The organism is Bacillus gobiensis (genome assembly GCF_001278705.1).
Classification (GTDB): Bacteria; Bacillota; Bacilli; order Bacillales; family Bacillaceae; genus Bacillus; species Bacillus gobiensis.
In genome coordinates this window covers 4,064,871-4,090,549 of the sequence record NZ_CP012600.1, presented here as the reverse complement: position 1 = coordinate 4,090,549, position 25,679 = coordinate 4,064,871, and the positions used below count along the sequence as shown (strand labels likewise).

Below are 25,679 nucleotides of genomic sequence, written 5' to 3'. Positions count from 1 at the left end.
CGTTACAAATCATTACGATATATATTGACTTTGTTTGTAACTTAGTTACAATTAATGTAGATAAAGAACATTGTGAAGCAATTTCCATAAGGAGAGATTGCGAGATGGCAATGATTCGTGAGGAGCAGAAAAAAGAATGGCAAAAAGGATTAGCAGAAAAAGGAGGCATTACAATTGGACATTGCAAAAGATCTTAATGAAGCGAAAACGCGGGTATCTTATCCACTGATAACACTAATTTTGTTTTGGTGCGGCTTAGTCGTTCTCTCTAGTCTCTATATTATGCTGCCGCTGCTTTCTATTTTCTCAGATGTTTTTCATGTTGAACCAGGCCAGGCAGCATGGACCAGCAGTTCATTCTCATTATGCTACGCCGTCGGTTTGTTATTTTTCGGAACCCTTTCAGAAAGATATGGACGCAAGCAAATTATTGTATACGGACTTTGTGCGCTTGCTGTCGTTACTTTGCTCACCGGATTAGCCAATAGCTTAGCGTTAATCATCGTTCTTCGGGGCATACAAGGATTTGCTGCATCGACTTTTGCTCCTGCCGCCCTGGCGTATATAGCAGAACGATTTCCTATAGAAAAACGAGTCACGACAATTGGTTTTGTGACCACGGGATTTTTAATGGCAGGCATTGCAGGCCAGGTATTAAGCAGCATCGTAAGTCAAGCATCTGACTGGAACTCAGTTTTTTTTATATTAGGTGCTATTTATTTCATAACCGCTTTCTTCGCAGCATTGTTCATACCTAAACAAACAAATGCTGCCCAAACATCAACAATCGCTGACTCCTTTCGTAAAATGGCGCGTTTATTGCAAAATCGGTCATTGATCTTCTGTTATTCGATTACGTTTATGCTTTTGTTTACTTTCGTAGGAATGTATACCGCTTTAGGAAGCTTCTTAACAGGCTCGAATTTTGGTTTAACCGGCCAAGAAATATTGTACATCAGATCCATAGGCATTATCGGTATACTTTTGTCACCCTTTGCCGGCAAATTTGTTTCTGCCTTTGGACTCGGCAAAGTGTTAAAGACTGGATTACTGGCGGCAGTACTGGGTTTAGCAATGCTTGGTGCTGGTTCAAACCTAGCCTTTCTGATTGGGATGACTGTCGTATTTGTTGCCGGAATTGCAGTTGTCGTTCCTACACTGATTTCGTTAGTCGGCATGCACGGAGGGAAAGAACGCGGAGCGGCTGTAACGCTATACATGTTTATTTTATTTATCGGAGCTTCCATCGGGCCGGTTATTACTGTGGCATTATTAAATACAGGAAGCTACGTCTTAACCTTTGAAATGCTGGCTCTATTACTGGGAATCGGTTTTATATTATCACTTTTGATTAAAATCCCCACTCAAAAATAATGGTTCAAGCTTTAATGTGAGATCAGGACATCCAGCTCTCACATGTATTAGAAACGTTACAATGTATTTTAAATTATAAAAGTACGTTTTTTCAAATTAATAGACCTTCCTTGGAGGAGGTCTATTATTTTACTTAACAAAGCCTATAAATAAACTCTTCCATCAAACGAAGTGCTTTCTCTGCTGCCAAAGCTTCATATTTGTCACTATATGGATCTATAAAACCGTGGCTGCCTGAAAATTGCTGTATCGTGATTTTTTCGTTTCGTTTTTGCTTAAGGTTTTCGATCAGAGCTTCAGGGTCAAATGACTGTTCGTGGGCAGGGAAAATAAGAAGTACCGGACAATTCGGCTCTATGCTTGTGTAGCTTCTGATGCGTGAGCCGTAACAGCAGACGGCAAAGCTTAACTCATGAAATGTGCTGCAAAGCCAAGCAATCGTTGCTCCCACACTAAATCCAATGATTCCAACATGATCAAACTGCTGTTTTAACTGGTAAATAAGCCTCTCGATTTGCCGGGCTCCTTTTTCGAAACCAACATTCTCCATAAAATTTGCATATGCTTTTTCTTCTTTACTATAGGCAAAAGGTTCCTCAATACTAAGTAAATCTGGAGTATAAACTGCAGCTCCTGACTTCTCTAAAAAAACCTTCACGTCCTTAATATGCTGATTCACACCATAAATTTCGTGGATTACAATGATGGCAATACGTTCTTTCGCCACCTGAAAACCTCCAAGCCTTTATTAGATTCGCGTTTCTAAAATCATATATCCATAAATTCCTTCTCAATTAAATCCGTATTAATCCCGATTGCCGCTCTGCTTCCTTCAGCTGCTGCTATGACTACTTGTGCCGGAGCGATAATGGCAGAGTCTCCCGCAGCGTATACGCCTTTAATATTGGTCCTGCCTACCTCATCTGTTTGAATCCCGCCAAGCCTTGTGGTTTCGCAGCCTAAATATTCGCCAAATTTCACGGCCTGGACGACGTGCGGAGTAATAAATCCGCCTTCTCGCTTGATCTCTTCCCTATTTTCAAACACAATGCTTTTTAATTCCCCGTTCTCCCCTTTGAGCGTACGGATTTTTTCTTCTTTCACATGAATTCCTTTACTTCTCAGAAGATTTAATTCTTCTGTTGCAAGATTGTTTTCATTTCCGTTTGTACAAACGAGCAGGTCATGGCTCCAGTTCCAGACTGTGGTTGCCAAATGATACAGGTGGTCACCCCGGGAGATAACCACTAAAGGCTTATCTTTCAGCTCCCATCCGTCACAATAAGGACAGCAAAACAAGCTTCTTCCATAGTATTCTTGTATCTTATCGATATCAGGAAGCTGCTCCTTTAACCCGGTCGCCAGAAGAATGGTTTTGGCGTGAAACCTGTCTCCTTTATCTGTTTCAATTTCAAAAGAAGAGTTATTTTTCGTCACATTCGTCACCCGGCTTTTGTGAAGCTCCACCGTTTGGTAACGGCTGATTTCTTTATGGGCAATGCTTTTGATTTCCCGGGGACTTACTCCATCTCTCGTAAGAAATCCGTGCGACTCACGCGTCACAGCGTTTCGCGGCTTATTGTCATCGAACAATGCCACTTTTCGTCTGGCTCGACCAAGGACGAGGGCAGCATTTAATCCAGCAGGACCACCGCCAATAATTGCGCAATCAAGCATGTAAACTCTCCTTTACCCGAGAATTTTTTTTAAGGTTAACCATAGGTGGGATGTTGTGGTCAATCTCTTCTCGGATTTCCCGAGTTTTTCCTTGTTGAAACGAGGTTACTTACCATTGTCCAATCATAAATAGTCTTCCATTGTTTTTTCTGCTTGATTCAAACCCTTCTCAAATCAAAAGAATCCGGCCTTCCCATAGGAAAGCCGGTCATTTAAGTTACTTCAAATATTTACGCAGCTCTTGCTCGCGTAATTCAACCCTTCTGATTTTTCCTGAATTCGTTTTAGGCAGATCTTGAACAAATTCGATACGTCTTGGGTATTTATATGGAGCTGTTAACGTCTTTGCGTGCGTCTGCAACTCCTTCATCAGCTTCTCTTCATTCTCTACAGGCTGCGTCAAAACGATAAACGCCTTAACTACGGTTCCGCGAAACTCATCCGGGCTCGCAACGACTGCACATTCTTTCACCATCGGATGCTTGACCAATGCATCCTCCACTTCGAATGGCCCGATGGTATAGCCCGAGCTGATAATGACATCGTCACCGCGCCCTTGGAACCAATAATAATTGTCTTCATCCTTCGTAGCGCGGTCACCTGTGATATAGTAATCGCCTCTAATCGTTCTTTCTGTCCGCTCAGGCTCCTTAAAATAGCCTTTAAACAATGATGGCAGATTCTTTAGGACCGCAATGTCGCCAGTTTCTCCGACCTCGCACGGCACTCCGTTTTCATCAACAATTTCAACGAAGCCTTCGAGCATCGGTTTTCCCATGCTTCCCAGTCTGGGCTCGACTCCTTTAAGCGTACCGATCAATAAGGTGTTTTCAGTTTGCCCGTATCCATCCCTTACTTGAACGCCGAGCTTGTTTTTAAAGATCGTAATTACTTCCGCGTTGAGCGGCTCTCCTGCTGACACCGCACTATGAAGCATTGGCAAATTGTATTTTTCAAGTTCATCAATTTTAGCCATATAGCGATATTCTGTCGGAGTACAACATAGAACATTGATTTCTTCATCCTGCAAAAGCTCTAAATATTTCTCAGGATTAAATTTCCCGTTATAAACAAATCCGGTTGCACCGCAGCCGAGAATTGATAACAGCGGGCTCCACACCCATTTTTGCCAGCCTGGCGCAGCTGTTGCCCATACGGTATCTGTTTCACTAATATCAAGCCATTCCTTTCCAGCTACCCGTAAATGTGCATAAGCCCACCCGTGGCTATGGACCACTGCTTTCGGCTGTCCGGTCGTTCCTGAGGTGTAGGACATCAAAAGGGTATCGTCTTTTAATGTCGGAACCGTATCAAAGCTGTCAGCCGCATTTTCCATCAATTCCTCCATTTGCAGCCATCCGCTGACCTCTCCGCCGATAGAAATTTTCCGTTTCAGCGTTGCCGGGGTATCCTTCACCTTGTCTACTTCACCAGTGAATAAGTGATATGAAATAACCGCTTTTATTTCTCCATGGTTTAAGCGATACTCAATATCCTTGGCACGGAGCATTTCAGAAGACGGAATCACTACGATTCCCGTTTTAAAGCAAGCCAAATAAGTAACATAAGCGTCAATCAACCTTGGCATAATCACAAGGACGTGATCTCCTTTTTTCAATTCAAGCTCAGTCAAGACGTTAGCCTGCTTGTTAACCTGCTTTAGCAATTGAGCATATGATATCTCCTGCCTGTCTCCTTGTTCATTCAGCCATTTTATTGCTGTTTGTTCCGAAGAATATTTCTCAATTTCATCTATTAAATTATATTCATTATCTGGGAGTAAATCATTTAAATTAAGCACAAGACACCTCCAAAATTCGATTAAATTTCACTTAAAAATTATAACCAGGTACTAATACTTGATTCTAAATTCTATTATAGAGGTTATCCCACAAAATTGACAATGATATATCCTGAAAATTTAAAAAAGAAATGGATGCCTATAAAATAGGCGAACTTACCCACCTGGTAATCATAAAATAAAGTACTAAAGCTTTTGTGGATGGAGGCAATCCTATGTACTCGAATTGGAATTCACCAAACTCCCAGTACCAAACCGATCATCGTCAAATAAATCATGACCAGCAGCAGGTCATGCAGCGCTTGGCCAACCTTGAACATCGGCTGGAATTACTTCTTTCCAGCTTAGAAAAAACAAATGAAACGCTGCGTTCCATTGAGGAACTGCAAAACCGTGTATGTACAACTGGCGGAGGCGGCGCTGTAATTGTTCGGATGTAAAAAATTTTAAGCCGCTCCCTGTCTGAAGGGAACGGCTTTCACGTTTGATAACCACTGTTCAGTTTTGATTTTTCACCAAAATAATCCTTTCTCGAGCTACCTACGGAAAGTCAACGCCGTTCATACAATTAATTGAATTTGATTTCCAGATGGATCGTGCGTGATTACGATGTCATTCTCTTTTTTTACCGCCGCTCCGATAGTCGTGAGCTGTTCGATCGTTTTCTTTCTCGTTTCCTCGTCTGGAAGAACTAGCGAAAATGATTTCAAACCTACACTATTTTCAGCAGGCTTCTGTGCACCTACCCCATTCCAAGTATTTAATCCAATATGATGGTGGTACCCTCCTGTCGATAGAAAGAGCACCTGATTTCCATAGCGGCTGACGATTTGGAAGCCGAGGCCTTTTGTGTAGAACTCTTTCGTATTTTCCATCTCGGACACGTGTAAATGAATATGTCCCAATAACGTCCCGGCAGGAAGGCCGGCCCATTGCAGCCCTTTTCCCTCTGCCAAAAGACCGTCTGCATCTAAAGCCTTGGTTGCCATGACTACTTCTTTATCGTTCCAATCCCAGAGAGAGGACGGCCGGTCTGCATAAATTTCAATCCCATTCCCATCAGGATCTCCTAAATATAGCGCTTCACTTACAAGATGGTCTGAAGCACCTTGTAATGGATAGCCGATTTCAATCAAATGATTTAACACGCTTGCTAAATCGGGGCGTGAAGGCAGAAGAAGCGCAAAATGGTACAAGCCGGTTTTACGAGGCTGTTTCGGAATCACATATTCAGGCTGTTCGATGATTAACAAAGGTGTTTTTCCATCTGCCGTAAGAAACGCTTTATTGTCCGCTTGTTCCAAAAGCTGAAATCCGATTACGTTTTGATAAAAAGCAAGCGACCGTTCCAGATTTTGCACCTTTATGTCAACCTGGTTTACGAACGTATGCGGATGACTGTGGTAGTTCATTACGCAATTGCCCCCTATCTAAGAGAAAGTTTGTGATTTTCTTATACTTACTTTATGTAAGTTATTTTAATTTAGTAACTTTGTTTAGTCAAGCAATAGTATGATTAGTAAATCGAAAACAAATTGAAAGGTTTAAATGTCCCCCTAAAAGTAAAAAGTATAAAGAAATGATACAAAAAATAAGGGGAGACATAATATATGACCGTATTAGCTAGTTTGGGTTTACTATTGATTCGGATTGTAGCAGGACTCACCTTTGCAGCTCACGGTACGCAAAAACTATTCGGCTGGTTCGGCGGTCAAGGAATAGACAAAACAGCGGAAGGTTTTGAATCTATGGGGCTTAAACCTGGAAAAACAATGGCAGTTCTGGGTGGACTAGGTGAATTGGCAGGAGGGTTACTTTTCGCCTTAGGGTTCTTAATGCCGCTTTCCGCCGTGATAATCACGATTACGATGCTCGTTGCTATTTTTACCGCACATGCAGGGAAAGGCTATTGGAATGCCCAAAACGGTTGTGAATATAATGTTCATATTATTATTGTGGCAATAGGGGTAACGCTTATTGGACCAGGGCTCTATTCCATTGATTATCTTCTTTTTAGTTAAATGCTATTATCCACTATATAATGTAAAAACGCAGCACATCAGTATACTGGTTGCTGCGTTTTCTCTAAAGATTATTTCTTTAATAGGAATACGAACATCCTACGATGACGAGCAAAACATGAGTACCACGATTATGGCAAAGGCACTTCTAAAACCATCACTCATGTAAAGCCATCCTCATAATTACTAGTTCAAGAAAGCTACACCTACAATAACTAGTAAAATGAACAGAACAAGAATGATCGCAAAATTTGAACCACCGGAGTTATAACCCATTTAATTCTTCGCCTCCTATCGTGAGCAATTAAGAGATATTCATCTCTATCATCAATATATGTTTGTCTAATAGAAATGATTGGATAAACGTATATATCGATAGGATATTTTCACTTAATCGGTTGTACAGTCAAAAAACGAAGCTGACTCAGGAACGAGTCAGCTCTTTCGTAAAAAATGGAGGTATTTTTTTATGGGAGACAGGCAGAGGATGCATGTAGTGGAGGATACATGCAGCTTAGCGGCCGAGAGAGATTTCCATCTCTCATAGTACATAGAATATTCAAGCTAGAAATAAAAGAACCGGACAATTGCTGATATTGCTGCCTATTTCTATTAACAGGATCAAGAGATTAAGAAAGAATTGGGCGTTTGTGCGATTATCATTTCTATTTGTGCAAAAATATAGGGTTATTGTGCAATTATTCAGATGTTCTGTGCAATTCTAACCTGGAATCGCGCAATTACTTTTGCGATCTGTGCAATTCCTTCTGTTTACTGTGCAATTATCAGATGATGACATGATTGATGTTTATCTTAAAAGGTGGCTCTTTTCATTCTATCTAGTCAACCTTCGGAAGCTTCACCCGGAATAAGGTTCCTTTGCCATAGTCGCTTTCTACTTCTACCTGTCCCTCATGCAGCTCGATAATTTTTTGTACAATAGAAAGGCCGAGACCGCTTCCGCCGGCGTTTCTCGATTTATCTGCCTTATAAAAACGTTCAAATACCCGCTGCACCTGATCCTCCGTCATCCCAATGCCATCGTCTTTGATTTCCACGATAACATGAGCTGGTGCCTGTTTTACTTGTACGGCAATAACTCCCCCTTCTTTAGTGAATTTAATGGCATTATGAATGATGTTTGTCCATACTTGATTAAGCAGCCCCTCATCTCCATCAATATTTACCGGAGAGGTATCAAGATCGATTTCAATGTTTTTTTCTGTCCAATGAGGCTCACATAGTAATATAATTCGCCTCAGCTGCTTGTCTAGGCTGAATCTGGCTTTTTCGATTGGCTCTACCTGCTGTTCCAGCGCAGTCAGCTTCAAAAGATTTTCGCTCATCTTCGACAATCGCATCGTTTCTGCTTCAATGATAGATAAATAATAGATACGATTTTCCTCAGATATATCAGGATTTTTTAATAAATGGGCAAATCCTTTCAACGAGGTTAACGGCGTCTGAAATTCATGAGAAACATTAGAAATAAATTCTTGCTTGATTTTTTCCATTTCGTTTAATTCAACAGCGAGGTGATTAATTTGATTGACCAGCTTTGTGACGGGATGCCTGCTGTTTTTCATATCTTTAGAATCACTTTGGATCTTCGCTGAAAAATCACCTGCCGCTATTCGTTTAATCGTGTCAGACATTTGATTCCATATCTTTAATTGTTCATGGCGCGCCGAACGAGAAATAATAAAGATTGTCAGTCCCATCAACAAAAACATCAGCCATAATGAACCAATTTGTTCGACATATTTGTTCATAGAAATCGAAAGCCATTCCCCTAATTGACTGACGATTACATTGGCAAGAAGCCAAAAGATCGATGCACATACGAGACCAATGATACTTGCTCCAAACCGGCGAACCCTCATTGGCTTATCTCCAGCCTATATCCTAGGCCGCGAATTGTCCGAATCGAAAAAGCGACAGCCGGCTCAGGGAATTTCTCCCGAAGCCTCTTCACATGAACATCGACTGTCCTTTCGTCCCCTTCAAACTCAAATCCCCATATATCATCGATTAGTTGTTCTCTTGAAAATGTTTTTTTGGGATAGCTCGCCAATTTGTAAAGCAATTCAAATTCACGCCGCGGCAAGTTGAAGGTTTCTCCTTTCTCATTCGTTGCAGAATGAGAATCCTCATAGAGCGTAATTGTACCTATTTTAAGCTGTTTGGCTGTAGTAATGTGATAGCGCCTAAGGAGCGCTTTGACCCTGGCTTCAAGCTCAAGCGGCTCAAAAGGCTTCACGAGATAATCATCGGCTCCAACTGCTAAGCCCCTCACCTTATCTATCGTTTCACCTTTTGCTGTCAGCATTAAAATAGGCAGATCGGTATAGTCCCTAACTGCCTTACTCACTTCAAATCCATCCATGTATGGCATCATGACATCTACGATCATCAAATCAACCTTGTCATCTGCTAATCGGTCAATCGCTTGTTTTCCATTGCTTGCTTCAATAACGGAAAAACCAGACTGTTTCATCATCGTGCTCACAAGCTCCCGAATATGCAGGTCATCATCGACGACTAATATCGTTGTCACAGTACCACCCCCATTTTAGCCGGCACGTTCTTCTAAATCGGCATTGATTTTAAGCTGCTGAGTTGCAAATTGACGATACAGCTCGTGGCTTTCCATTAATTCTGCATGCGTCCCTCGGCCGGTGATCTCACCATTTTCAACAAATAAAAGCTGATCCGCATCGATCACCGTCGAAAGTCGATGGGCAATTATGATCGTAGTCCGGCCAACCATCAAAGTGTCCAGTGCTTCTTGAACAGATTGCTCCGACTGGCTGTCAAGACTTGATGTTGCTTCATCTAGCATCAATATCTGTGGATTGCGAAGCAGTGCACGAGCGATGGCAATCCGCTGACGCTGGCCTCCGGAGAGCATAATCCCACGTTCGCCCACTTCTGTGTCAAACGTATTCGGAAGTTCTTGAATAAATTTCAATGCATATGACATCTTAGCTGCTTCTTCAAGCTCCTGATCAGAAACATCACGATCTAAACCATAACAGATATTTTCGCGGATGGTCCCTGCAATTAATGGGCTTTCTTGTGAGACATACCCAATTTGTTTGCGCCAAGATTCAAGAGAGTATCGTGAAATGCGCTCATCTCCTAGAGAAATCATTCCCTCGGTCGGCTCGTAGTACCTTTCAAGCAGTTTAAATAAAGTTGTTTTTCCACCGCCGCTTGGGCCGACAATCGCTGTAACTTTTCCAGCAGCAATCTCGGCATTTATATTTTTGATCACGGGACTGCCTGATTTATAGGAAAATGATAAATCTTTCAAAAAAAGTGATTCCTTAGCATCGGTGACCGGCAAGCCGCTATCCAAATCTTCTTCCTTTTCACCCAAAATTTCAATCATACGCTCTGTAGCTCCCAATGATTTTTGCAGCTGGGTGAAAAATTGCGTGATCTGTCCGATCGGCATGATGATTTGAAATAAGTATAAGATAAAGGCAACCAATGCACCGGCAGTGATAACACCGGATGAAACCTGCATGCCACCGTAGCCGATGACGGTAACAAGGGCAGCCATAATAACTAGAGTCATAAGCGGCATAACGAGCGATTGGACCTTCGCTTCCCGAAGCCCTAGTTTGAACAATTTATCAATTCCATTTTTGCCGCGTTTATATTCGATCGCTTCGGCATTGGACGACTTCACGAGACGAATTTCCGGCAAAATGTGATTAAGCAAACCGGTGAATTGTGCCGTTTCGTCCTGTGTTTCTCTTGAAATAAGAAACATCTTGCGTCCAATCGGAATCATAATAGCTGCGGCGAGCGGAACAACGATGAAGACAATCAGTGTCAGCCTCCAGTTCATTATCAATAAAATTACTAAAGAACCGATTATCGATATCGCCCCGGTAATAAAGCCCGTAATGTGGTTTGTAATTAATTCTTTTACAATCAACGTATCGTTAGTTATCCTGCTGATAGTCTCACCAGATGCCTTATTATCAAAATATGATACCGGCAGCCTGACCAATTTTCTCCATAATAAATCACGGAGTCCTGCAATGATTTTCTGTCCGCTGTAATTCAAAGCATACGTGGCATAAGCGCTTAGCAACGCCTGAACAATAAAGACGACAGCAACTAAAGCAATTTGGCCGGCGGAAAATGACGACGTTGAAAATCCGTCAACAAGATCCTTTGTCATTAATGGGATCATTAAGCTGACAAGCGTCGTAATAATGCTTAAGACAATCGCAAAAGCAAGCTTTCCGTAGGATGGATTCGTCTTTTTTACTAATTGAAAAAAGGCGCCAAACTTGCCTTGTTGGTTTGATTCTTGTTTTTGCATACTTTTACCCTCCTCTGCGTTCTCTATCAATATACAACTGAAAAATGAACGGATATGAATAACTGTTTAATTTTTCAAGATTATTAGTCTAAGATCTACTATACGGCAAAATCCTTAAAAATGTAAAAGAGCGGTCTAAGCCACTCTAATTTTTATCTGAATCTGCCCGAAGTAAACGGTGAGAATGTCATTCCCTTAATTCATCAGTACAGATCGAATGCAAATGACTTTCTAATACAGTTAGAACCCGCTGTTGATTCACGCGTTCCGGCTCAAGCATCGCGTGCAGCGCCAAACCGTCGACCAACGCATAAAGTCTTTCAGCTTCCGTATCTTTATCTAAATGGTCTATAAGAAGGCGCGACTCGTGTAGGTAATTCACAATGTTTTTCATACCGAGCAATATTTTATCGTCGTGATCCTTGAGTTTATTATTCCGATGTCTCATGTGAAAAGTAAAGGCAAACCACACTTCCATTTCTGCCATTGTTTCTTGATTCGTCGGTACGATTTCAAGCAATATTTTCAGGATTTTTTCTTTCAAAGGTATATCTTGTGTTGCTATCTTATTAATACGGTCTGTCACTCTTTCCTCAACGAGGTTCATTGCAAACACAAGCAATTCATCCTGAGTGGAAAAATAATGTCGCAGCGAACCGAGTGATAAACCGGCTTCCTTTGCAATATTTCGTACGGTCGCTCCTTCCATTCCCTTTTTTAAAATAGTTCTCCAAGTCGCTTCTGCAATTTGTTCTTTTCGTTTGTTATGATCTACTAGTTTTGGCATAGACATATTTTATCAAGAAAAAATGCGAGGTGCAATTTTTTAATACATTTGTATTATTTAAAAACACATGGTAAAATTTTTTTATAATACAACTGTATCAGAAAGAGGTTAACCTATGAATCATATTGCATGGATCATTATTGCCTGTGAAATCGCATTTTGGGTTGTGATTGCAATTGGATTAGTGACTAGATATGTTCTTAAGCAAAATAAACTGGGGTTGATTTTTTTGGCTCTCACCCCTGTCATTGATTTAATTCTGTTAGTAATTACAGGGATTGATTTATACGGAGGGGCAGAAGCAACCACAGCACATGCCATAGCAGCAGTGTATATCGGAGTATCCATTGCTTTTGGAAAGAGCATGATCGAATGGGCAGATGAACGGTTTCAGTACTACGTTACAAAAGAGGGCCCAAAACCTTTGAAACGCTTCGGGATGAATCACGCCAAGCATTCATTGAAAGGCTGGTTAAAACACGTTCTCGCTTACCTTATTGGAGCCGGACTGTTAGCCGGAATGATTTATGTGGTTAATGATCCTTCACGAACGGAAGCATTAAGTGGAATGGTAAAGATTTGGTCTATTGTACTCGGTATAGATTTAATAATTGCAATAAGTTATTTTATCTCTCCTAGGAAAGAAAAAAACGTTAATCAGTGAATGAACTATGAAAAGAACCTGGTTTTGCGACAGGTTCTTTTCTTTAGCTGATTTGGATTTATAAATTAGAATCTAAATCAGGAATTACAAAATATTAGTTTATTTTATCAAAAGCGAACGCTCTCGATAGAATAGATAATTAAATTACGAAGACGGTTCACTAACCAGTTTCTTTCTATATACGAACGCAGATAAGGAAACACTGATTTCATAGAGAACTAATAATGGGACAATCACCATGACGTCGGAAATAAAATCCGGCGGAGTTATAAGAATGGAGATGACGATAAGAGAAAAATAGGATAGTTTTCTTGCCTTTGCAAGCCGTACCGGATTTAAAATACCGAGCTTTGTTAAAAACATGACGACAAGCGGCATTTCGAATAGAAATCCAAAAGGCAGTGTCAGGTTCAGCATAAACCGGAAGTATTTTTCTGCTGTAAACATTGTTTCGAAGTTTCCCGCGGACAAGGTAGTTAAAAATGAGAGAACGATTGGGAACAGCACAAAATATCCAAATGACAGCCCGGCAATAAACAATAGAAACAACGCAGGTATGTAAGCCAACGTAATCCCTCGTTCTTCCTTTGTCAGGGCTGGCTCAACAAATCGCCATGTCTGAAAGGCAGCTATCGGAATCGTCGCGGCGATAGCCAGAATTCCTGAAATGGCCATGTACACCCAAAGAATATCACTTGGCCCCAATACAGCCAGTTTCCCGTCTAAATCCTTCACCAAAAAGTTGTAAATATCCTGAACGAAAAGAAAAGCAATAATAAGAAAAAAGAAAAAGGCAAAAAACGTAATCATGACTCGCTTTCTCAATTCTGTCAGGTGATCAAATAAAGAGACATTTTTGTTTTCCATACCATCGTAACCGCCCTTCAAATGATTCAAATGAAAAAGGAGCAAAAGGAGGTTTCCACTCCTTCCGCCCCCTGTTTATTTATCCGACTGATTGATCCTTTTTCTTTTCAACGGTTTTTAATTCTACATTCTTTTCATTATTATCTTCAGATGGCAATAATGATTTTGATGCATTTTTGAATTCGGTTAAGGTTCTTCCGCAGGCTCTCCCGATTTCAGGAAGCTTCGACGGCCCGAAAATAATCAATGCGATCACAAGTATCAATACCAAACCGGGTATTCCGATATTCGTCAACATATCGTTGTTCTCCCCCCTACAATTTAATCAGATTATTATTGATGGACTTTCCCCTGCTGTTTCCGCATTTGTTTTTGATGAGCGTTAGTATGTGCTGTAAAACGATCCTCTTCAACCTGATCTGACTTCTTAACCCCTCCTTGAACAGAGTTAGAAGCCACCTTCTGCAATCCTGCCTGATCCTTGTTGTACACAAAGGAAGCTCGCGTGGAAATCGCAGCTCCGGGCTCGGAGACGAATGGAACGACGCGATAATCTGCTTTCCATTGCTCAGGAGTCACATGGCAACGCACATAACCGCGGTAATCATTGAAAAAACGAATATGCGGGTTTTCCTTCAAAATACGTTCAGTATCTGCCCGTATATCTGACCCGTTCCCTCCGGAAGTGATCGATGTTCCAACAAATTCAACCCCAAAAATCCGGGAGTTCGGATCGTGAAGGTCAGTATGCAGGTTGGAAGCCCAGTTTGCGTGAACATCACCAGTAAGGACGACGAGATTGTTCATTTCCTTGCCGTTGATAAAATCGATGACACGCTGTCTCTGTGCCGGATAGCCATCCCAGGAATCCATACTGTAAATCGGCGCTTCGCTTGTACCGAAATTCCATTTGGCAAAGAAGATTTGCTGAGCGAGAACATTCCAGCTGGCAGTGGATTTCTCTATGCTTTGAAAGAGCCACTGTTCCTGATCTGTTCCTAGAAGCGTACGACTCGCATCTTCCGACTCTTCAGAAGGTGGTTTGTTGCCATCTCCATTTGCTTGATCATCGCGATATTGACGTGTATCAAGAACATGGAATGAAGCTAAATCTCCGTAAGAAAAATTTCTGTACAGCTGCATGTCCGGACCATTAGGCAAAGATGACAATCGAAGCGGCATATGCTCGTAATAGGCCTGATAAGCTGCAGCTCGCCTATGTACGAAGGCTTCGATCGACTGTCCTTTTTCTGGTATTTTATCAGCATAGTTATTTTCAACCTCATGATCATCCCATGTGACTACCCATGGGAAGGCGGCATGCGCGGCTTTCAAATTTACATCTGAACGGTATTGGGCATGACGGTTCCGATAATCCTGAAGAGACATGATTTCAGGACCGCTGTGTGTACGTACATTTCCTGTTTTGGAAACGTATTCGTTTGGCCCGTATTCATAAATGTAATCTCCTAAATGAAAGACCAGATCAAGATCTTCGTTTGCCATGTGTTCATAAGCGGTGTAGAAGCCATGTTCATATTGCTGGCAAGAAGCAAACGCAAAGCTTAAAGATGCAACGCTTGAACCTGGTGCAGGGATCGTCTTTGTTTTGCCGACGGGACTTAATTCATTCCCGCTTTTGAAGCGATAATAGTATACTTGATTAGGCTCAAGTCCATATACCTCCGCATGAACGGAGTGTCCAAGATCAGGCTGTGCAACCTCCGTTCCTTTCTTAATGATGTTGCGGAAATCTTCATCCTTAGCAATCTCCCATTTAACCGGTACTGCTTCCTCCGGCATTCCTCCGCCATTAAGAGGATTTGGCGCTAGCCTTGTCCACAAAACGACACTATCAGAGAGCGGATCTCCTGAAGCAACCCCCAGCGTAAAAGGATAACTGGAGAATCTAGGAGCAGCATTTATGGTAAATGCCCCCATTGACTGGGCGATTGTAAGCCCCAGTGATATGCCGGCAATCTTACCAGCCCCATGAATAAAACGACGGCGATCAAATTTGTTGTTCTTAAAGCTCTCGTCACTAAGCTTTTTAATCCAACCTTCTAATGATCTTTCTTCTGCCACGTTTTCCCCTCTTTTCAATGAATATGTCGATTCGCTGACTATTATAAAGATCATTTTTTAACAGGCTGTAAAGCTATGTAAAGAAGGAAGTGGAAAAAAGCTGCCGGATAGTTGATTCCTAACAGGACTTTTTATGCAACCCCTTACAAAGATTTGCGGAATCATCAACAGAGAAAACATGGGGACAGACTTATTTCATCCGCCAACTTACCTATTTTTTGTCATCTATTCGTTATCTAAATTAAACATTCAGATCCGTCGACTTTGAATTCTAGCAAGTGATCTCGTTTCATCAAGTATAAAACTTTAAAAGAAAAAAGGTGACTTCATCCTGAGTCACCTTTCGTTCACTTTATCCCTCTGAAATTCTTCCGAGAAAGAATCCATCTACTTGATCCAGCTTGCCCCGCCATAAAATATCCCCTTTCGAGGGTGTTCCTTTACCATCGCCGTTATAAATACGTGTATTTTTTAAATGAATAAAACCGATGTCGCTTTCTTGGCTGCTATTCTTTGCTGACTCACTAGCCTTTACAAGTCCTTCACTAATTTTTTGAGCAATTTCATTTCCATCTTCAAATGTTTCACTCACCGTTTCAAAATACTCATGGGCCGAGATGATCGTTCCAGTAACCACCGACCCATTCACATTTAATGTAATATCCAGTGAAAACTCATGTTTATTTGAAGCCTTCACAAAAAATTCGAGCGTACTGTCTTTGGATGGTGATGACGTCATCTATTATTCTCCTTTCATTTTGAAGACGTATCGTCATTGCTGGAAACAGATGTTTCTGCTTTGTCAGTTTTTGACCCACTATCACTTTCAGTCGATTCCGATAGCTGCTTCAATTTTTGTTCTACCTGTTCTAAGCGTTCACTCAGCTTTTTATTTTGTTCCTTTAACGCTTCATATTGCTCGTTATCGGAATGATCATTTTTATTTTCCGGTTCAGTTTCATTTGTTTGCGTTTCAGCTTCCTCATTATTTTTTCTTTTCGTTATGAAATTTGTCGTTTTATTTTTTATATCCTTTGCAGCCTGCTGTGACTTTTCAACACTTGAATCCTTTAATTCACTTAGTTTTTCCTTAGCTGATTTTCCAAAGCTCAAGCTTTTTTCTTTTAATTTCTCTGTGTCAACCGCTGCCAAAATCCTCTTTCCTGCTTTCTTGCTGGTGACCAGCCCGATCGTCGCTCCTGCGACTCCATATAAAATGGTGCGTTTAACCGGACTGCTCGTTAATTTATTTTCACGCTTCTCGTTTCCTTCAACATTGTTTTCTTTTCCTTCAACATTGTTTTCTTTTCCTTCAACATTGTTTTCGATTGTCATACCATTTCCTCCTCATTATGAATTGCGTTCCAGTTTATGTTCTAATGCTCGAAGACGTTCATTCAGCCGCTTATTTTCCTCTTCCAGCTGGCGACTCTTGTCGGATGCTTTTGAAGATAAATAGGGATCCGACTCCCACCAGTCCATGCCAATTTCTTTTGCCTTGTCAACCGATGCGACGATTAAACGGATTTTTATCGTTAATAGCTCTACATCGGCAATTCCTACCGTGATGTCTCCGGCAATAACGACTCCTTTATCCAGAACCTTTTCTAACACATCAACAATTGTGCTTGATTGTACTGGACCTTCCACCGGCATTTTGAATCACTCCTATTTTGATCGTGGAAGCAGGTTTCCTAAAGGCCCAAGATCAATATTTAAGTCTTTATCCGTTAACTGAAAAATCGTTTTTAATTCATCCATTTTCAATTCTAAATTCTGCAAGGCCAGTCCCAGATTCTCGATTTGTTCATCGGTTAAATTTCCTGAATCAACCCGTCGAATCGCATGCCGTTCAACGATTTGCCGCAGAAGTTCTATCACGGTCAAAACGAGCTGGGCCAACCCATGCTCTGCTCGATCAGGATCGAGATGAATCCGGCCATTTTTCAGAGTGTCCGATTGCATCTTCCAAACCCTCCTTCTCATTATCAAATTCTGCAGATGATAATTCTTTTGCGTTTATCAGCGTCTCAACAGAAGCAATTAATACACGCAAATCAAGATAGACTAAATCGACTCCGGCAATAGAAATAATCAAATCACCCTTAATGGCAACGCCTTTATCGAGAATGACATCCAATATATCGATGAGCGACACATCTTTATTTTCCGCGGCTGATCTCTGGCTCATCGAACTCCTCCCTTTAGGCAAGATTTGCAAAATGGTAAGCCGGCCATGGTCCAGAAGCTTCCATCTGCAATCCAAATTCCTCATAGGACTGTTTCTTTTCCTGAATGTCTTCTAAAAAAGCTTCTACTTGTGGGAGAGGGATAAGATATACGCTGTTCCAGCTCATGTCATAGATTTTACCAGTCACTTCCTTGCTCAAATTCTTTTTGACTGTGCTATAATCAGAGAATTGTGTCAGTTGATTATGAATATCTTCACACCTCTTATTTATTTCTCTCTCAACCTCTTGATCGAGGTGTTGATCGAGTTTTCTTTTTTCGAAAAATTGCCTGCCGGGCGGCAATTTGCTAATTTCTTCTTTTTTTGCTGCAATCCCCAGATGGCTGTTACGAAGATGATCTTTTAGTTTTGTGCCATCGTAATAGATTTTTAAATTCCATTCTTCGTTTCCCATAACTTTTAAAAACGAATCATTGATTTTCTTCCGACTGGCTCCAATCTGTTGTTCCATGCTGTTTTTGCTTTTATAGATGGTGCAAAACTTCATGGGAATGACTGTGTATTGGCTTTGAAGTGCAGCCAAAACATCATGGTGATGCATCGCTTTTTCTTGCAGCCACTCCATGTCATTGTTCATTTTGTCTTTTATTACTTCTTCAGAATACTCTTCTTCCCTAACATCACTGCCAATCGCCGTGATATCTCCCATCGATATCGTATATGACTCGTGTTCTTTATCAATTCCTTTAAAGGGAATGAAGCTTTTTTCGTTCTTTTCTGCCGTGGGTATGAGCCCGTATAAATAAAAAAACGCTGACATCGTTTTCCCTCACCTCTGCTTCTTTGTCATGGCTTCCCATTCTTCCAATTCGCGTGCTTTTGCGACCTCATATCGCATGAGCAGTTCTTCTTCTTTTTCCTTATAAACCTTTTCAGGGATCTCCTCTAATTCGTACATCATTTGCAGGCGTATCAGCTTTTGTTGAATGAAATCCAGATCGTAAAGCTCACGATCTGCTTCTTCTTTCACTTTTTCACCGACCTTAATGACTAGGTTCATCGGGACAGTGAACAGTTTATGGATCATCGGCCTTCCTCTACTTTAAGCTTGATATTTATGAAATTATAAGCAGGCCATGGACCGGAATATTTAAATTGAACTTTATCCTTCCATTTCTCATGGACTTCATTCACTTTTTGATCAAATGGTTCTTCCTTGCTGCGATCAATGAGAAAGGCAGCGTTCAAAAGCATTGTCTCTCCGATTGGTTCATTGATTTTTGCCGCAATGGAATCTTCTTTTAACGGAACAAAAATGTCTTTTTTCACTTCATTTTGCAGAGAAGCAAAGAAATTTTGAGCTATGCCGCCAAGCCGGATACGGTCATAATATTGAGCATTCCGTGACTTTCCTTGCATCGTTTGCTTCATTTTCTCCACTTCTGGCTTCTCTTTGATTGCTGTTTCCAGCCATTCTTTTTTTCCGATTACCTTTAATCCAAGCTCCATTTTCCCCTTGATTTCAGGGAAGAGCTTTGCGAACTGCGGATACAGATTTTCCAGAAGAACCTCCACGTCTCTTTTCGTTTGAAAAACATTTCCAAAGCTAATTGGAATGACAGTATCATTTTGGGCCATGACTGAAGATATCACCTTCTGATGAGTCATCAGGTTTTCTTTGTTCGGGTGATAGATCTTCATCGGAACCTCAGCAGCCACCATTGCCGTGTCCTTATAATGGATCGTAAAGGTTGACCTCTCTTCTCCTTCGATCGTCACCTTACCAAATGAGGATGTTTCCTTGGTCTGAATTCCGCAAAAAATGTATATTCCCGTTTGACTCAACCGGCTCACTCCTTATTATTTTGCCATCGCCATTTCGCTAATCGCATCTTACGCTTCTTCACCAATCGAGCTTCGGTAACGAAAGCTTTTTCTCGAAAATGACGCAACTTCAATCTCCTTATTTAAAAACACTTGATACACACCGAGCATTTCGTCCTTAGCATATCTCTTCATATAATCTTTTTCTTCAATGACCTCAATCATCACTTTCCAGCCCTCATCCTCCGCCAATTCAACTGATATGATTTTATGGGGAGGAGCCACATGCTCGTTAAAAAAATCATTGACGGCTTTCATTATTCTTTGGATTTCCATGATTAGTCACCTATATTCTAAGCTTTGATTAAATACTGAACGCTTGATTACCTCTTTCATTGGACTGTGAAGGAAGGCCTTCTTTTTCTATATCGTCTCGAAGGAGTCCCACCGCTTCTGCATAACGCAGCCATGTGTCCACACTCGCAATGACTACTCTTGCTTCAACTGTAATTAATTCAATTCCAACAAGAGATACTCTTGCGAAAACGTCAATAACGACACCTTTGTCAAGAATTCGGTCGATCACTTCAGCCAAACTAGAACTATCCGTACTTTTTTGAACACTCATTAGAAACATTCTCCTTTCTATGATTACGAACAGATTGTTTTAATATCTTTAGAGCTTTTGATATCTTTAGAGCTCTTGATATCCTTGGAGCTTTTTAATTGATTTGAACTTTTTATATCGTTAGCTCCTTTAATGTCATTCACACTCTTCAAGCCAGAATCTTTTTTCTTAGACGAAACCTTTTCTTGAAACTCTTCTCCAGCTTCTTTGAGATCTTTAAGTTTATCCTTCACATTGAATAAAACATCCTGCACCTTATCTTTGGCCATTTCGGCTTTTTCGTGTACATTTTCAGCATTTTGATCTTTTGCTTTTTCTAATTTTTCAGAGGCATTCTCAGCCTTCGAATGAAGCTCTTTTTTAAAATTCGCTTTGAGCTGTTTAGTCAGCTGGTCTTTTGTTTCGTCTTTAATTGTTTCTTTCACTTTCTTCGGGGCTTTCTTAACCAATGCAACAGCTGCTTTTTGCAGTCCATTCTTCGCTTTCTCTTTGAGGCTCTCACTCGCATCACCTGGATTTTCAGAAGTATTTTCTGACGATGAGTTTTCTCCAGATGTTTTTCGAGTCATTTCCTCACCCCTTTCTTGTGACTATTACAAACGCTATACCCCTATAAATTTTTTGAAAAACCAGCAAACTGCATTGCAATAGTTATATTTCCATATATTTCATCGATTGTGTAAAAAGTAATTTGCTTGTAATTTGAAGCAGGCCTATTTCTCTTAAGGATGACACTGATATTGTTGCTATTATTAAAAATATTTCATTTTATTTACTAAATTGGCTTTGAAAATATTTTTTAAAAAAATAGACAGTCTGAGCGATAGCTGCTCGAGCTGTCTTAGTTAATTGAAACTGGCCTGAAGCAAAGCCATTTATGATAAGGACACATCAGATTGACCTATTATCGCTAATCTTCTGGCAAAGGCGGCCAGAACAACACTCGTTTCGATGGAGAATAATGAATGACTGGATCGCTGCTCAAGCTTGAAGCAGGCAAAAAGTGAGCCATTGAATTTTTTTGGATTTCTACCTCGGCTTTTTGGAGTTTCCATTTTTCATGTAGTATATCTGTCCGAAAAAGTCTTCTGCCTTTTTGCGTCCATAAGCAATAGCGTTCTGTCAGCCAATAATCAAGAGTTCCTTTTTTTGCAAAATATCCCTCAGCCGTAGGTCGATAAATTGTTTGTAAGCTCTCTTTTGGTTTATTTTTATGAATTCGGCTGCTCGAAAACTCAATTTTGCCAGTCTTTCTTTTTAGCTCTATTTTTGCAAGATGATAGGGCAGAGAATAGCCAATACGAGCCATTCTAACGGCAAGACGACTATTGGCATCGAGACTAAAAAAGTAAATACCAGGTTTTCCTTTGTATGTCACATAAGTCCTTACATTAAGTTCAAGAAAGGAATGGACAAATGGGATAGGCGGTAAAGCTCTTGGCCTCATTCCGTTCACTTCAAATAAAACAAGACTGACCCAGGCAGTTCCTTCGTATCTATCCAGATCAAGTTGAGCGGGAATATGGTCGCGAAGAATAGCCTCTGAAACGGGCCAATGTAAAAACAGTACATCATCCCAGGTTTGTTGTAGTATCCATGGAACTTTAGGAAGCGGAAATGGTCTGTGACTTGTATTTATATGATTTAATTTCAATTTTTCATCACCTGTAATACTCTGTCCCACTTCACATTATTTCTAAACACTTTTGTGCTTAAAAAATGAACAAAAAAGGAGCGACTCATTTACAATAAAGGTGATTCGTCGGTGAATCGCCTTCTTTTTTGCAGCCCTAAATGGCTTTCTCTTTTTGTAACAAAAAAGACAAATTGTTTACACATCCCCAATTGCTAAATGGAGATAAATGGTGTACTATTTATTTGTGAAATACTTCACAATCTTTCGGGAAAACAAGTCTTAAAAAGAAAGTGTGAGTGAGTATGTGGATTCAAGATTATAATCCTTTCGGTAATACCTATGTATCAGCTCTTATCGCAGCTTTGCCTGTCATCTTTTTCTTGTTGGCCTTGACTTTATTTAAAATGAAAGGCATGATTGCATCCCTTCTTACTTTGATTATCAGTTTATTTATTTCGGTTGCGCTATTCCAAATGCCATTTACTAAAGCAATTGCTGCTGTAGTACACGGCATTGCTAACGGCTTATGGCCGATTGGATACATTATTATTATGGCTGTTTGGCTGTATAAAATTGCCGTTAAAACCGGCAAATTCGACGTAATTCGCAGCAGCATTGCAAATATTTCACGAGATCAGCGTCTGCAGGTCTTGCTTATCGGTTTTAGCTTTAACGCCTTTTTGGAAGGTGCAGCGGGGTTTGGTGTTCCGATTGCCATTTCAGCCGCGTTGCTTGCCCAGCTCGGATTCCACCCGTTAAAAGCGGCAATGCTTTGCTTGATAGCAAATGCAGCATCAGGAGCATTTGGCGCAATCGGTATACCTGTTATTGTCGGTGCGCAAATGGGGAATCTCGAAGCACTTGAATTATCACGCACCCTTGCTTTGATCTTGCCATTTATCTCTTTTATCGTTCCATTCCTGCTCGTCTTCATTCTTGATAAATGGAAAGGAGTAAAGGAAACATTCCCTGCTTTACTAGTGGTGAGCGGAGTTTATACTGTTCTTCAAACAGTTACCATGATGTTCGTGGGACCAGAGCTTGCGAATATCCTTTCCGCATTAGCGAGTATGGCAGCTCTTGCCGTCTTTCTAAAAACATGGGAGCCAAAAACGATCTATCGCGAAAACGCTGAGGAGGACATCGGTATTCAGGAAAACCACTCACTTAAAGAAGTCGTTAGTGCCTGGTCACCTTTCTACATTCTTACAGGAATGATTGCTATTTGGAGTCTCCCTGCGTTTAAAGATCTATTCACTGAAGGCGGCATTTTGCAAAAAACAACCATGCTCTTGCCTATTCCCGGACTGGACGGCCAAGTGGTCAAAGTCCCCCCGATCGCCGGAGCAGAAGCGCCATTGGCAGCCATCTTTAAGCTTGATTTCATTTCTGCCACAGGGACAGCAATCCTTATTGCTTGCTTGATAACAGTTGTACTAAGCAGGAATATGAATGTCAAACAAGGCTTTAAAGGTTTAGGGGATACTCTGAAAGAGCTTAAGGTTCCGATCATAACCATCTGTCTTATTATGGGATTTGCGAACCTTGCCAATTATGCAGGGCTTTCCTCTTCAATTGGTCTTGCCCTCGCAAAAACAGGAGATATGTTCCCGCTGTTATCACCTGTTCTTGGCTGGATCGGCGTATTTATCACCGGCTCTGTCGTCAGCAGCAACGCTCTGTTCGGCAACCTCCAAGTGGTAACAGGAGTACAAATCGGCACAAGTTCTTCTCTGCTACTTGCTGCCAATACGAGCGGAGGTGTCATGGCAAAGCTAATTTCACCGCAATCCATTGCAATTGCCACGGCTTCTGTTAACGAAACAGGGCAGGAATCTACGCTTTTGCGCATGACGATTAAGTACAGTCTTTTATTGCTTGTGATCATTGCTGCCTGGACTTATTTGTTATCATTATTCGGGATATAAAGTAATTACACAAGAAGGACATGAATCAATGGGATTCACGTCCTTTTTCCGTATCTGAGCTAATTCTAATTTTAAACGCCAACTTGTTAAACTATATACGAACCTGCTTCCTTGTGCTTTTCCCTATATTCTAACGGGGTAAGTCCGGTCATTTTTTTAAACAGCTTGTTGAAATATTTCACACTATTGAATCCGGCGGTTTCAGCAACATCATAAATACGGCTGTTCTCTTCAATCAAGAGCCGCTTAGCTTCCCTTATTCTCATTTCCATCAGATAATCGATAAAGTTATAGCCTGTTTGTTTTTTAAAAAGAATGCTGAAATAATTTTTACTGACATGCACTGTATCCGCTACGCTCTGCAGTGTTACGTTCTCTTTATAATGATCGGCAATATAATCCAACGCCTTTGTAATCAGCTGCCCCCCGTTTCCATTATCGGGAAGTCTAGGGATAAAGGTCCTTCCGATTTCTTCCAATCCACATTTCAGAAGCAATGTTATTTCCTCTAATGTTTCTGACCTTTCAAGCAAAACAAGCTGTTCAGAAAGAAGCTGCCCTGACTCTCCTTGCAGTTTATTCATGTCGTTAAAAAGCTCGTAAGCCTCTTGTTTTATTTGTTCCGGTTCCAATCGTTTATTTTCCCAATGATTACTCGCAAATTCAACCGCAGTGTGAACCGGATCCCCGTTACGAATAATTTCGAAAAAGGGGTCCCAATCAGGCGGCTCTGTTTCAGGCTTTTTTGTTTCCTCGTTTAAGGATGGTCCCTTCCATCGATATATGCGACCTAAGCCTTCGAAAAATTTTCTTTGGCAAGCAGTGCGGCTATCGAATAATCCCTTTAGAACTCGGGATATTCCCTGCTCAATCTTATAGCCGGCAGAAATGGAAATGTCTAATTCAGTTTCAACGAATCGTTTCAATCGGAGAAGCCTGAGACCCCAATTACGTACGCTTTCTGGAATTAATATAAATAAACTTCTTTCACCTGACAACATCGCGCAGCCTTCATCTACCTGCTCATAAAACATTTCCTGCAATTCTTCCAATAATAATTGAACGTGCAGATATCCTTGATTTTCCCTTAATTCATTCACCCGGTCCAACGTAAGGTAGATACAAGCATATCGATGTTGTTTTAACCATGCAGGAGCCCAATCCATTGATGAATGTGAAAATTGTTCTTGAACCATCAGCCTTTTGATTTCCTGCTCGATATATTTCCGTTCCTTGTAAATTGCCTCATGTTGATAATGATAAAATTCCGCTTCTTTTCTTCGTTCTTCCTCCAGCATATAAATACAACGATGCAGGACGGCTAGAAGATCTTCCGGTTCTAATGCAGACTTTAGCATGTAATCGACAGCGCCTAGCTTGAGACCCTCTCTTACATATTCAAAATCACTGTAGCTACTAAGCATAATAACTTTGAGATTAGGTTCAAGCTCGAACGCTTGCTTCATCAGTTCAATTCCGTTCATTACAGGCATGAGGATATCTGTAATGAGAATATCAACGGAACGATTTTTTATTGTATTCAAGGCCGCTTCCCCACTGGCACAAATAGCTTCTACCGACATACCTTCCTTTTCCCAATCGATATAGGCTTCAATTCCATTGCGACTGATCGGTTCGTCATCAACGATAACAACTCGATACATGGTAACTCCTCCATTATCAGCAAAATCTGAATTCAGCAATAATATCTATCTTAATGTTTACATGTTGAGGTTCATAATACAATGCAATTTTCACTATTACAAATTTTGGTTTATCCATTGAGATATTCATATTACATAATATTGAATCACTATATTAAGATGGTTTTAGCAATTCAATCCCCTATATTAC

General features: G+C 40.8%; 30 protein-coding genes. 5 read left to right on the top strand and 25 right to left on the bottom strand.

What is annotated here, in order from left to right:
* Positions 1-174: 174 nt before the first annotated feature.
* Positions 175-1,374, top strand: coding sequence for an MFS transporter (locus AM592_RS20505; RefSeq protein ID WP_053605491.1), 1,200 nt, complete (start codon positions 175-177; stop codon positions 1,372-1,374).
* A 133-nt stretch (positions 1,375-1,507) separates the two neighbouring features.
* Here AM592_RS20505 and AM592_RS20500 read toward each other — a convergent pair whose 3' ends face one another.
* The 3 genes from AM592_RS20500 to mbcS form a co-directional block, all read right to left on the bottom strand.
* The gene (locus AM592_RS20500) at positions 1,508-2,101 is read right to left on the bottom strand and encodes a dienelactone hydrolase family protein (protein WP_053605490.1); all 594 of its coding nucleotides are present in this window, start codon (positions 2,099-2,101) and stop codon (positions 1,508-1,510) included.
* Between the two features lie 41 nt (positions 2,102-2,142).
* Positions 2,143-3,051: an NAD(P)/FAD-dependent oxidoreductase gene (locus AM592_RS20495; protein ID WP_053605489.1), complete on the bottom strand. Its 909-nt coding sequence runs from the start codon at positions 3,049-3,051 to the stop codon at positions 2,143-2,145.
* A gap of 217 nt (positions 3,052-3,268) precedes the next feature.
* Entirely contained in the window at positions 3,269-4,852 is a 1,584-nt protein-coding gene (gene mbcS, locus AM592_RS20490) for an acyl-CoA synthetase MbcS (protein WP_053605488.1), read from the bottom strand.
* 215 nt (positions 4,853-5,067) lie between these two features.
* On the opposite strand from mbcS, the gene AM592_RS20485 reads away from it, so the two are divergent.
* Positions 5,068-5,292, top strand: coding sequence for a hypothetical protein (locus AM592_RS20485; protein ID WP_053605487.1), 225 nt, complete (start codon positions 5,068-5,070; stop codon positions 5,290-5,292).
* A 120-nt stretch (positions 5,293-5,412) separates the two neighbouring features.
* Here the strand turns inward: AM592_RS20485 and AM592_RS20480 are convergent, their stop codons facing one another.
* Positions 5,413-6,264: a VOC family protein gene (locus AM592_RS20480; protein WP_053605486.1), complete on the bottom strand. Its 852-nt coding sequence runs from the start codon at positions 6,262-6,264 to the stop codon at positions 5,413-5,415.
* A gap of 198 nt (positions 6,265-6,462) precedes the next feature.
* On the opposite strand from AM592_RS20480, the gene AM592_RS20475 reads away from it, so the two are divergent.
* Positions 6,463-6,873 carry a DoxX family protein gene (locus AM592_RS20475; RefSeq protein ID WP_053605485.1) on the top strand — a complete coding sequence of 137 codons (411 nt, stop codon included), beginning with the start codon at positions 6,463-6,465 and terminating at the stop codon, positions 6,871-6,873.
* A gap of 186 nt (positions 6,874-7,059) precedes the next feature.
* Here AM592_RS20475 and AM592_RS23580 read toward each other — a convergent pair whose 3' ends face one another.
* The 5 genes from AM592_RS23580 to AM592_RS20455 all read right to left on the bottom strand — a co-directional run bounded on the left by AM592_RS23580 (position 7,060) and on the right by AM592_RS20455 (position 12,002).
* Positions 7,060-7,149 carry a YjcZ family sporulation protein gene (locus AM592_RS23580; protein WP_082364257.1) on the bottom strand — a complete coding sequence of 30 codons (90 nt, stop codon included), beginning with the start codon at positions 7,147-7,149 and terminating at the stop codon, positions 7,060-7,062.
* Positions 7,150-7,712: 563 nt separating this feature from the next.
* Positions 7,713-8,756 carry a sensor histidine kinase gene (locus tag AM592_RS20470; RefSeq protein ID WP_053605484.1) on the bottom strand — a complete coding sequence of 348 codons (1,044 nt, stop codon included), beginning with the start codon at positions 8,754-8,756 and terminating at the stop codon, positions 7,713-7,715.
* A complete protein-coding gene (locus tag AM592_RS20465; RefSeq protein WP_082364255.1) occupies positions 8,753-9,430 on the bottom strand; it encodes a response regulator transcription factor in 678 nt (225 codons plus the stop codon). The genes AM592_RS20470 and AM592_RS20465 overlap by 4 nt, the downstream gene beginning before the upstream one ends.
* A 15-nt stretch (positions 9,431-9,445) precedes the next feature.
* Positions 9,446-11,215 (bottom strand): ABC transporter ATP-binding protein, encoded by a 1,770-nt coding sequence (locus AM592_RS20460; RefSeq protein ID WP_053605483.1) that lies wholly within the window; start codon positions 11,213-11,215, stop codon positions 9,446-9,448.
* Between the two features lie 187 nt (positions 11,216-11,402).
* The gene (locus tag AM592_RS20455; RefSeq protein WP_053605482.1) at positions 11,403-12,002 is read right to left on the bottom strand and encodes a TetR/AcrR family transcriptional regulator; all 600 of its coding nucleotides are present in this window, start codon (positions 12,000-12,002) and stop codon (positions 11,403-11,405) included.
* Positions 12,003-12,117: 115 nt separating this feature from the next.
* Here AM592_RS20455 and AM592_RS20450 point away from each other — a divergent pair, with 115 nt between their 5' ends.
* A complete protein-coding gene (locus AM592_RS20450) occupies positions 12,118-12,666 on the top strand; it encodes a hypothetical protein (protein ID WP_053605481.1) in 549 nt (182 codons plus the stop codon).
* A gap of 144 nt (positions 12,667-12,810) precedes the next feature.
* On the opposite strand, the gene tatC is transcribed toward AM592_RS20450, so the two are convergent.
* The 15 genes from tatC to AM592_RS20375 all read right to left on the bottom strand — a co-directional run bounded on the left by tatC (position 12,811) and on the right by AM592_RS20375 (position 21,915).
* The gene (tatC, locus tag AM592_RS20445; protein ID WP_053606198.1) at positions 12,811-13,533 is read right to left on the bottom strand and encodes a twin-arginine translocase subunit TatC; all 723 of its coding nucleotides are present in this window, start codon (positions 13,531-13,533) and stop codon (positions 12,811-12,813) included.
* Positions 13,534-13,612: 79 nt separating this feature from the next.
* Positions 13,613-13,831 carry a twin-arginine translocase TatA/TatE family subunit gene (locus AM592_RS20440; RefSeq protein ID WP_053605480.1) on the bottom strand — a complete coding sequence of 73 codons (219 nt, stop codon included), beginning with the start codon at positions 13,829-13,831 and terminating at the stop codon, positions 13,613-13,615.
* Positions 13,832-13,866: 35 nt separating this feature from the next.
* A complete protein-coding gene (locus AM592_RS20435) occupies positions 13,867-15,618 on the bottom strand; it encodes an alkaline phosphatase D family protein (protein ID WP_053605479.1) in 1,752 nt (583 codons plus the stop codon).
* Positions 15,619-15,970: 352 nt separating this feature from the next.
* Positions 15,971-16,357, bottom strand: a complete 387-nt coding sequence (gene gvpU / locus AM592_RS20430) for a gas vesicle accessory protein GvpU (RefSeq protein ID WP_053605478.1) — start codon at positions 16,355-16,357, stop codon at positions 15,971-15,973.
* A gap of 14 nt (positions 16,358-16,371) precedes the next feature.
* Entirely contained in the window at positions 16,372-16,953 is a 582-nt protein-coding gene (gvpT, locus tag AM592_RS20425) for a YtxH domain-containing protein (protein ID WP_053605477.1), read from the bottom strand.
* Between the two features lie 15 nt (positions 16,954-16,968).
* Positions 16,969-17,274 (bottom strand): gas vesicle protein, encoded by a 306-nt coding sequence (gene gvpJ, locus AM592_RS20420; RefSeq protein ID WP_053605476.1) that lies wholly within the window; start codon positions 17,272-17,274, stop codon positions 16,969-16,971.
* A gap of 12 nt (positions 17,275-17,286) precedes the next feature.
* Positions 17,287-17,583, bottom strand: a complete 297-nt coding sequence (locus AM592_RS20415) for a gas vesicle protein K (RefSeq protein WP_053605475.1) — start codon at positions 17,581-17,583, stop codon at positions 17,287-17,289.
* Positions 17,537-17,809, bottom strand: coding sequence for a gas vesicle protein (locus AM592_RS20410; RefSeq protein ID WP_053605474.1), 273 nt, complete (start codon positions 17,807-17,809; stop codon positions 17,537-17,539). The genes AM592_RS20415 and AM592_RS20410 overlap by 47 nt, the downstream gene beginning before the upstream one ends.
* A gap of 13 nt (positions 17,810-17,822) precedes the next feature.
* Complete coding sequence (locus tag AM592_RS20405) at positions 17,823-18,629, bottom strand: GvpL/GvpF family gas vesicle protein (RefSeq protein WP_053605473.1); 807 nt, start codon at positions 18,627-18,629, stop codon at positions 17,823-17,825.
* A gap of 9 nt (positions 18,630-18,638) precedes the next feature.
* Positions 18,639-18,896, bottom strand: coding sequence for a gas vesicle protein GvpG (locus AM592_RS20400; RefSeq protein WP_053605472.1), 258 nt, complete (start codon positions 18,894-18,896; stop codon positions 18,639-18,641).
* Positions 18,893-19,663 carry a GvpL/GvpF family gas vesicle protein gene (locus tag AM592_RS20395; protein WP_053605471.1) on the bottom strand — a complete coding sequence of 257 codons (771 nt, stop codon included), beginning with the start codon at positions 19,661-19,663 and terminating at the stop codon, positions 18,893-18,895. The genes AM592_RS20400 and AM592_RS20395 overlap by 4 nt, the downstream gene beginning before the upstream one ends.
* Before the next feature lie 39 nt (positions 19,664-19,702).
* Entirely contained in the window at positions 19,703-19,969 is a 267-nt protein-coding gene (gvpO, locus tag AM592_RS20390) for a gas vesicle protein GvpO (RefSeq protein WP_053605470.1), read from the bottom strand.
* A gap of 28 nt (positions 19,970-19,997) precedes the next feature.
* The gene (gene gvpA, locus AM592_RS20385) at positions 19,998-20,261 is read right to left on the bottom strand and encodes a gas vesicle structural protein GvpA (protein ID WP_053605469.1); all 264 of its coding nucleotides are present in this window, start codon (positions 20,259-20,261) and stop codon (positions 19,998-20,000) included.
* A gap of 23 nt (positions 20,262-20,284) precedes the next feature.
* Positions 20,285-20,830 carry a gas vesicle protein GvpQ gene (gvpQ, locus tag AM592_RS20380; protein ID WP_053605468.1) on the bottom strand — a complete coding sequence of 182 codons (546 nt, stop codon included), beginning with the start codon at positions 20,828-20,830 and terminating at the stop codon, positions 20,285-20,287.
* A gap of 341 nt (positions 20,831-21,171) precedes the next feature.
* Positions 21,172-21,915, bottom strand: a complete 744-nt coding sequence (locus tag AM592_RS20375; protein ID WP_053605467.1) for a YqjF family protein — start codon at positions 21,913-21,915, stop codon at positions 21,172-21,174.
* A gap of 284 nt (positions 21,916-22,199) precedes the next feature.
* On the opposite strand from AM592_RS20375, the gene AM592_RS20370 reads away from it, so the two are divergent.
* The gene (locus AM592_RS20370) at positions 22,200-23,825 is read left to right on the top strand and encodes an L-lactate permease (RefSeq protein WP_053605466.1); all 1,626 of its coding nucleotides are present in this window, start codon (positions 22,200-22,202) and stop codon (positions 23,823-23,825) included.
* A gap of 86 nt (positions 23,826-23,911) precedes the next feature.
* Here the strand turns inward: AM592_RS20370 and AM592_RS20365 are convergent, their stop codons facing one another.
* On the bottom strand, positions 23,912-25,489 hold the full coding sequence (locus AM592_RS20365) for a response regulator (RefSeq protein ID WP_053605465.1): 1,578 nt from the start codon (positions 25,487-25,489) through the stop codon (positions 23,912-23,914).
* Positions 25,490-25,679: the final 190 nt, after the last annotated feature.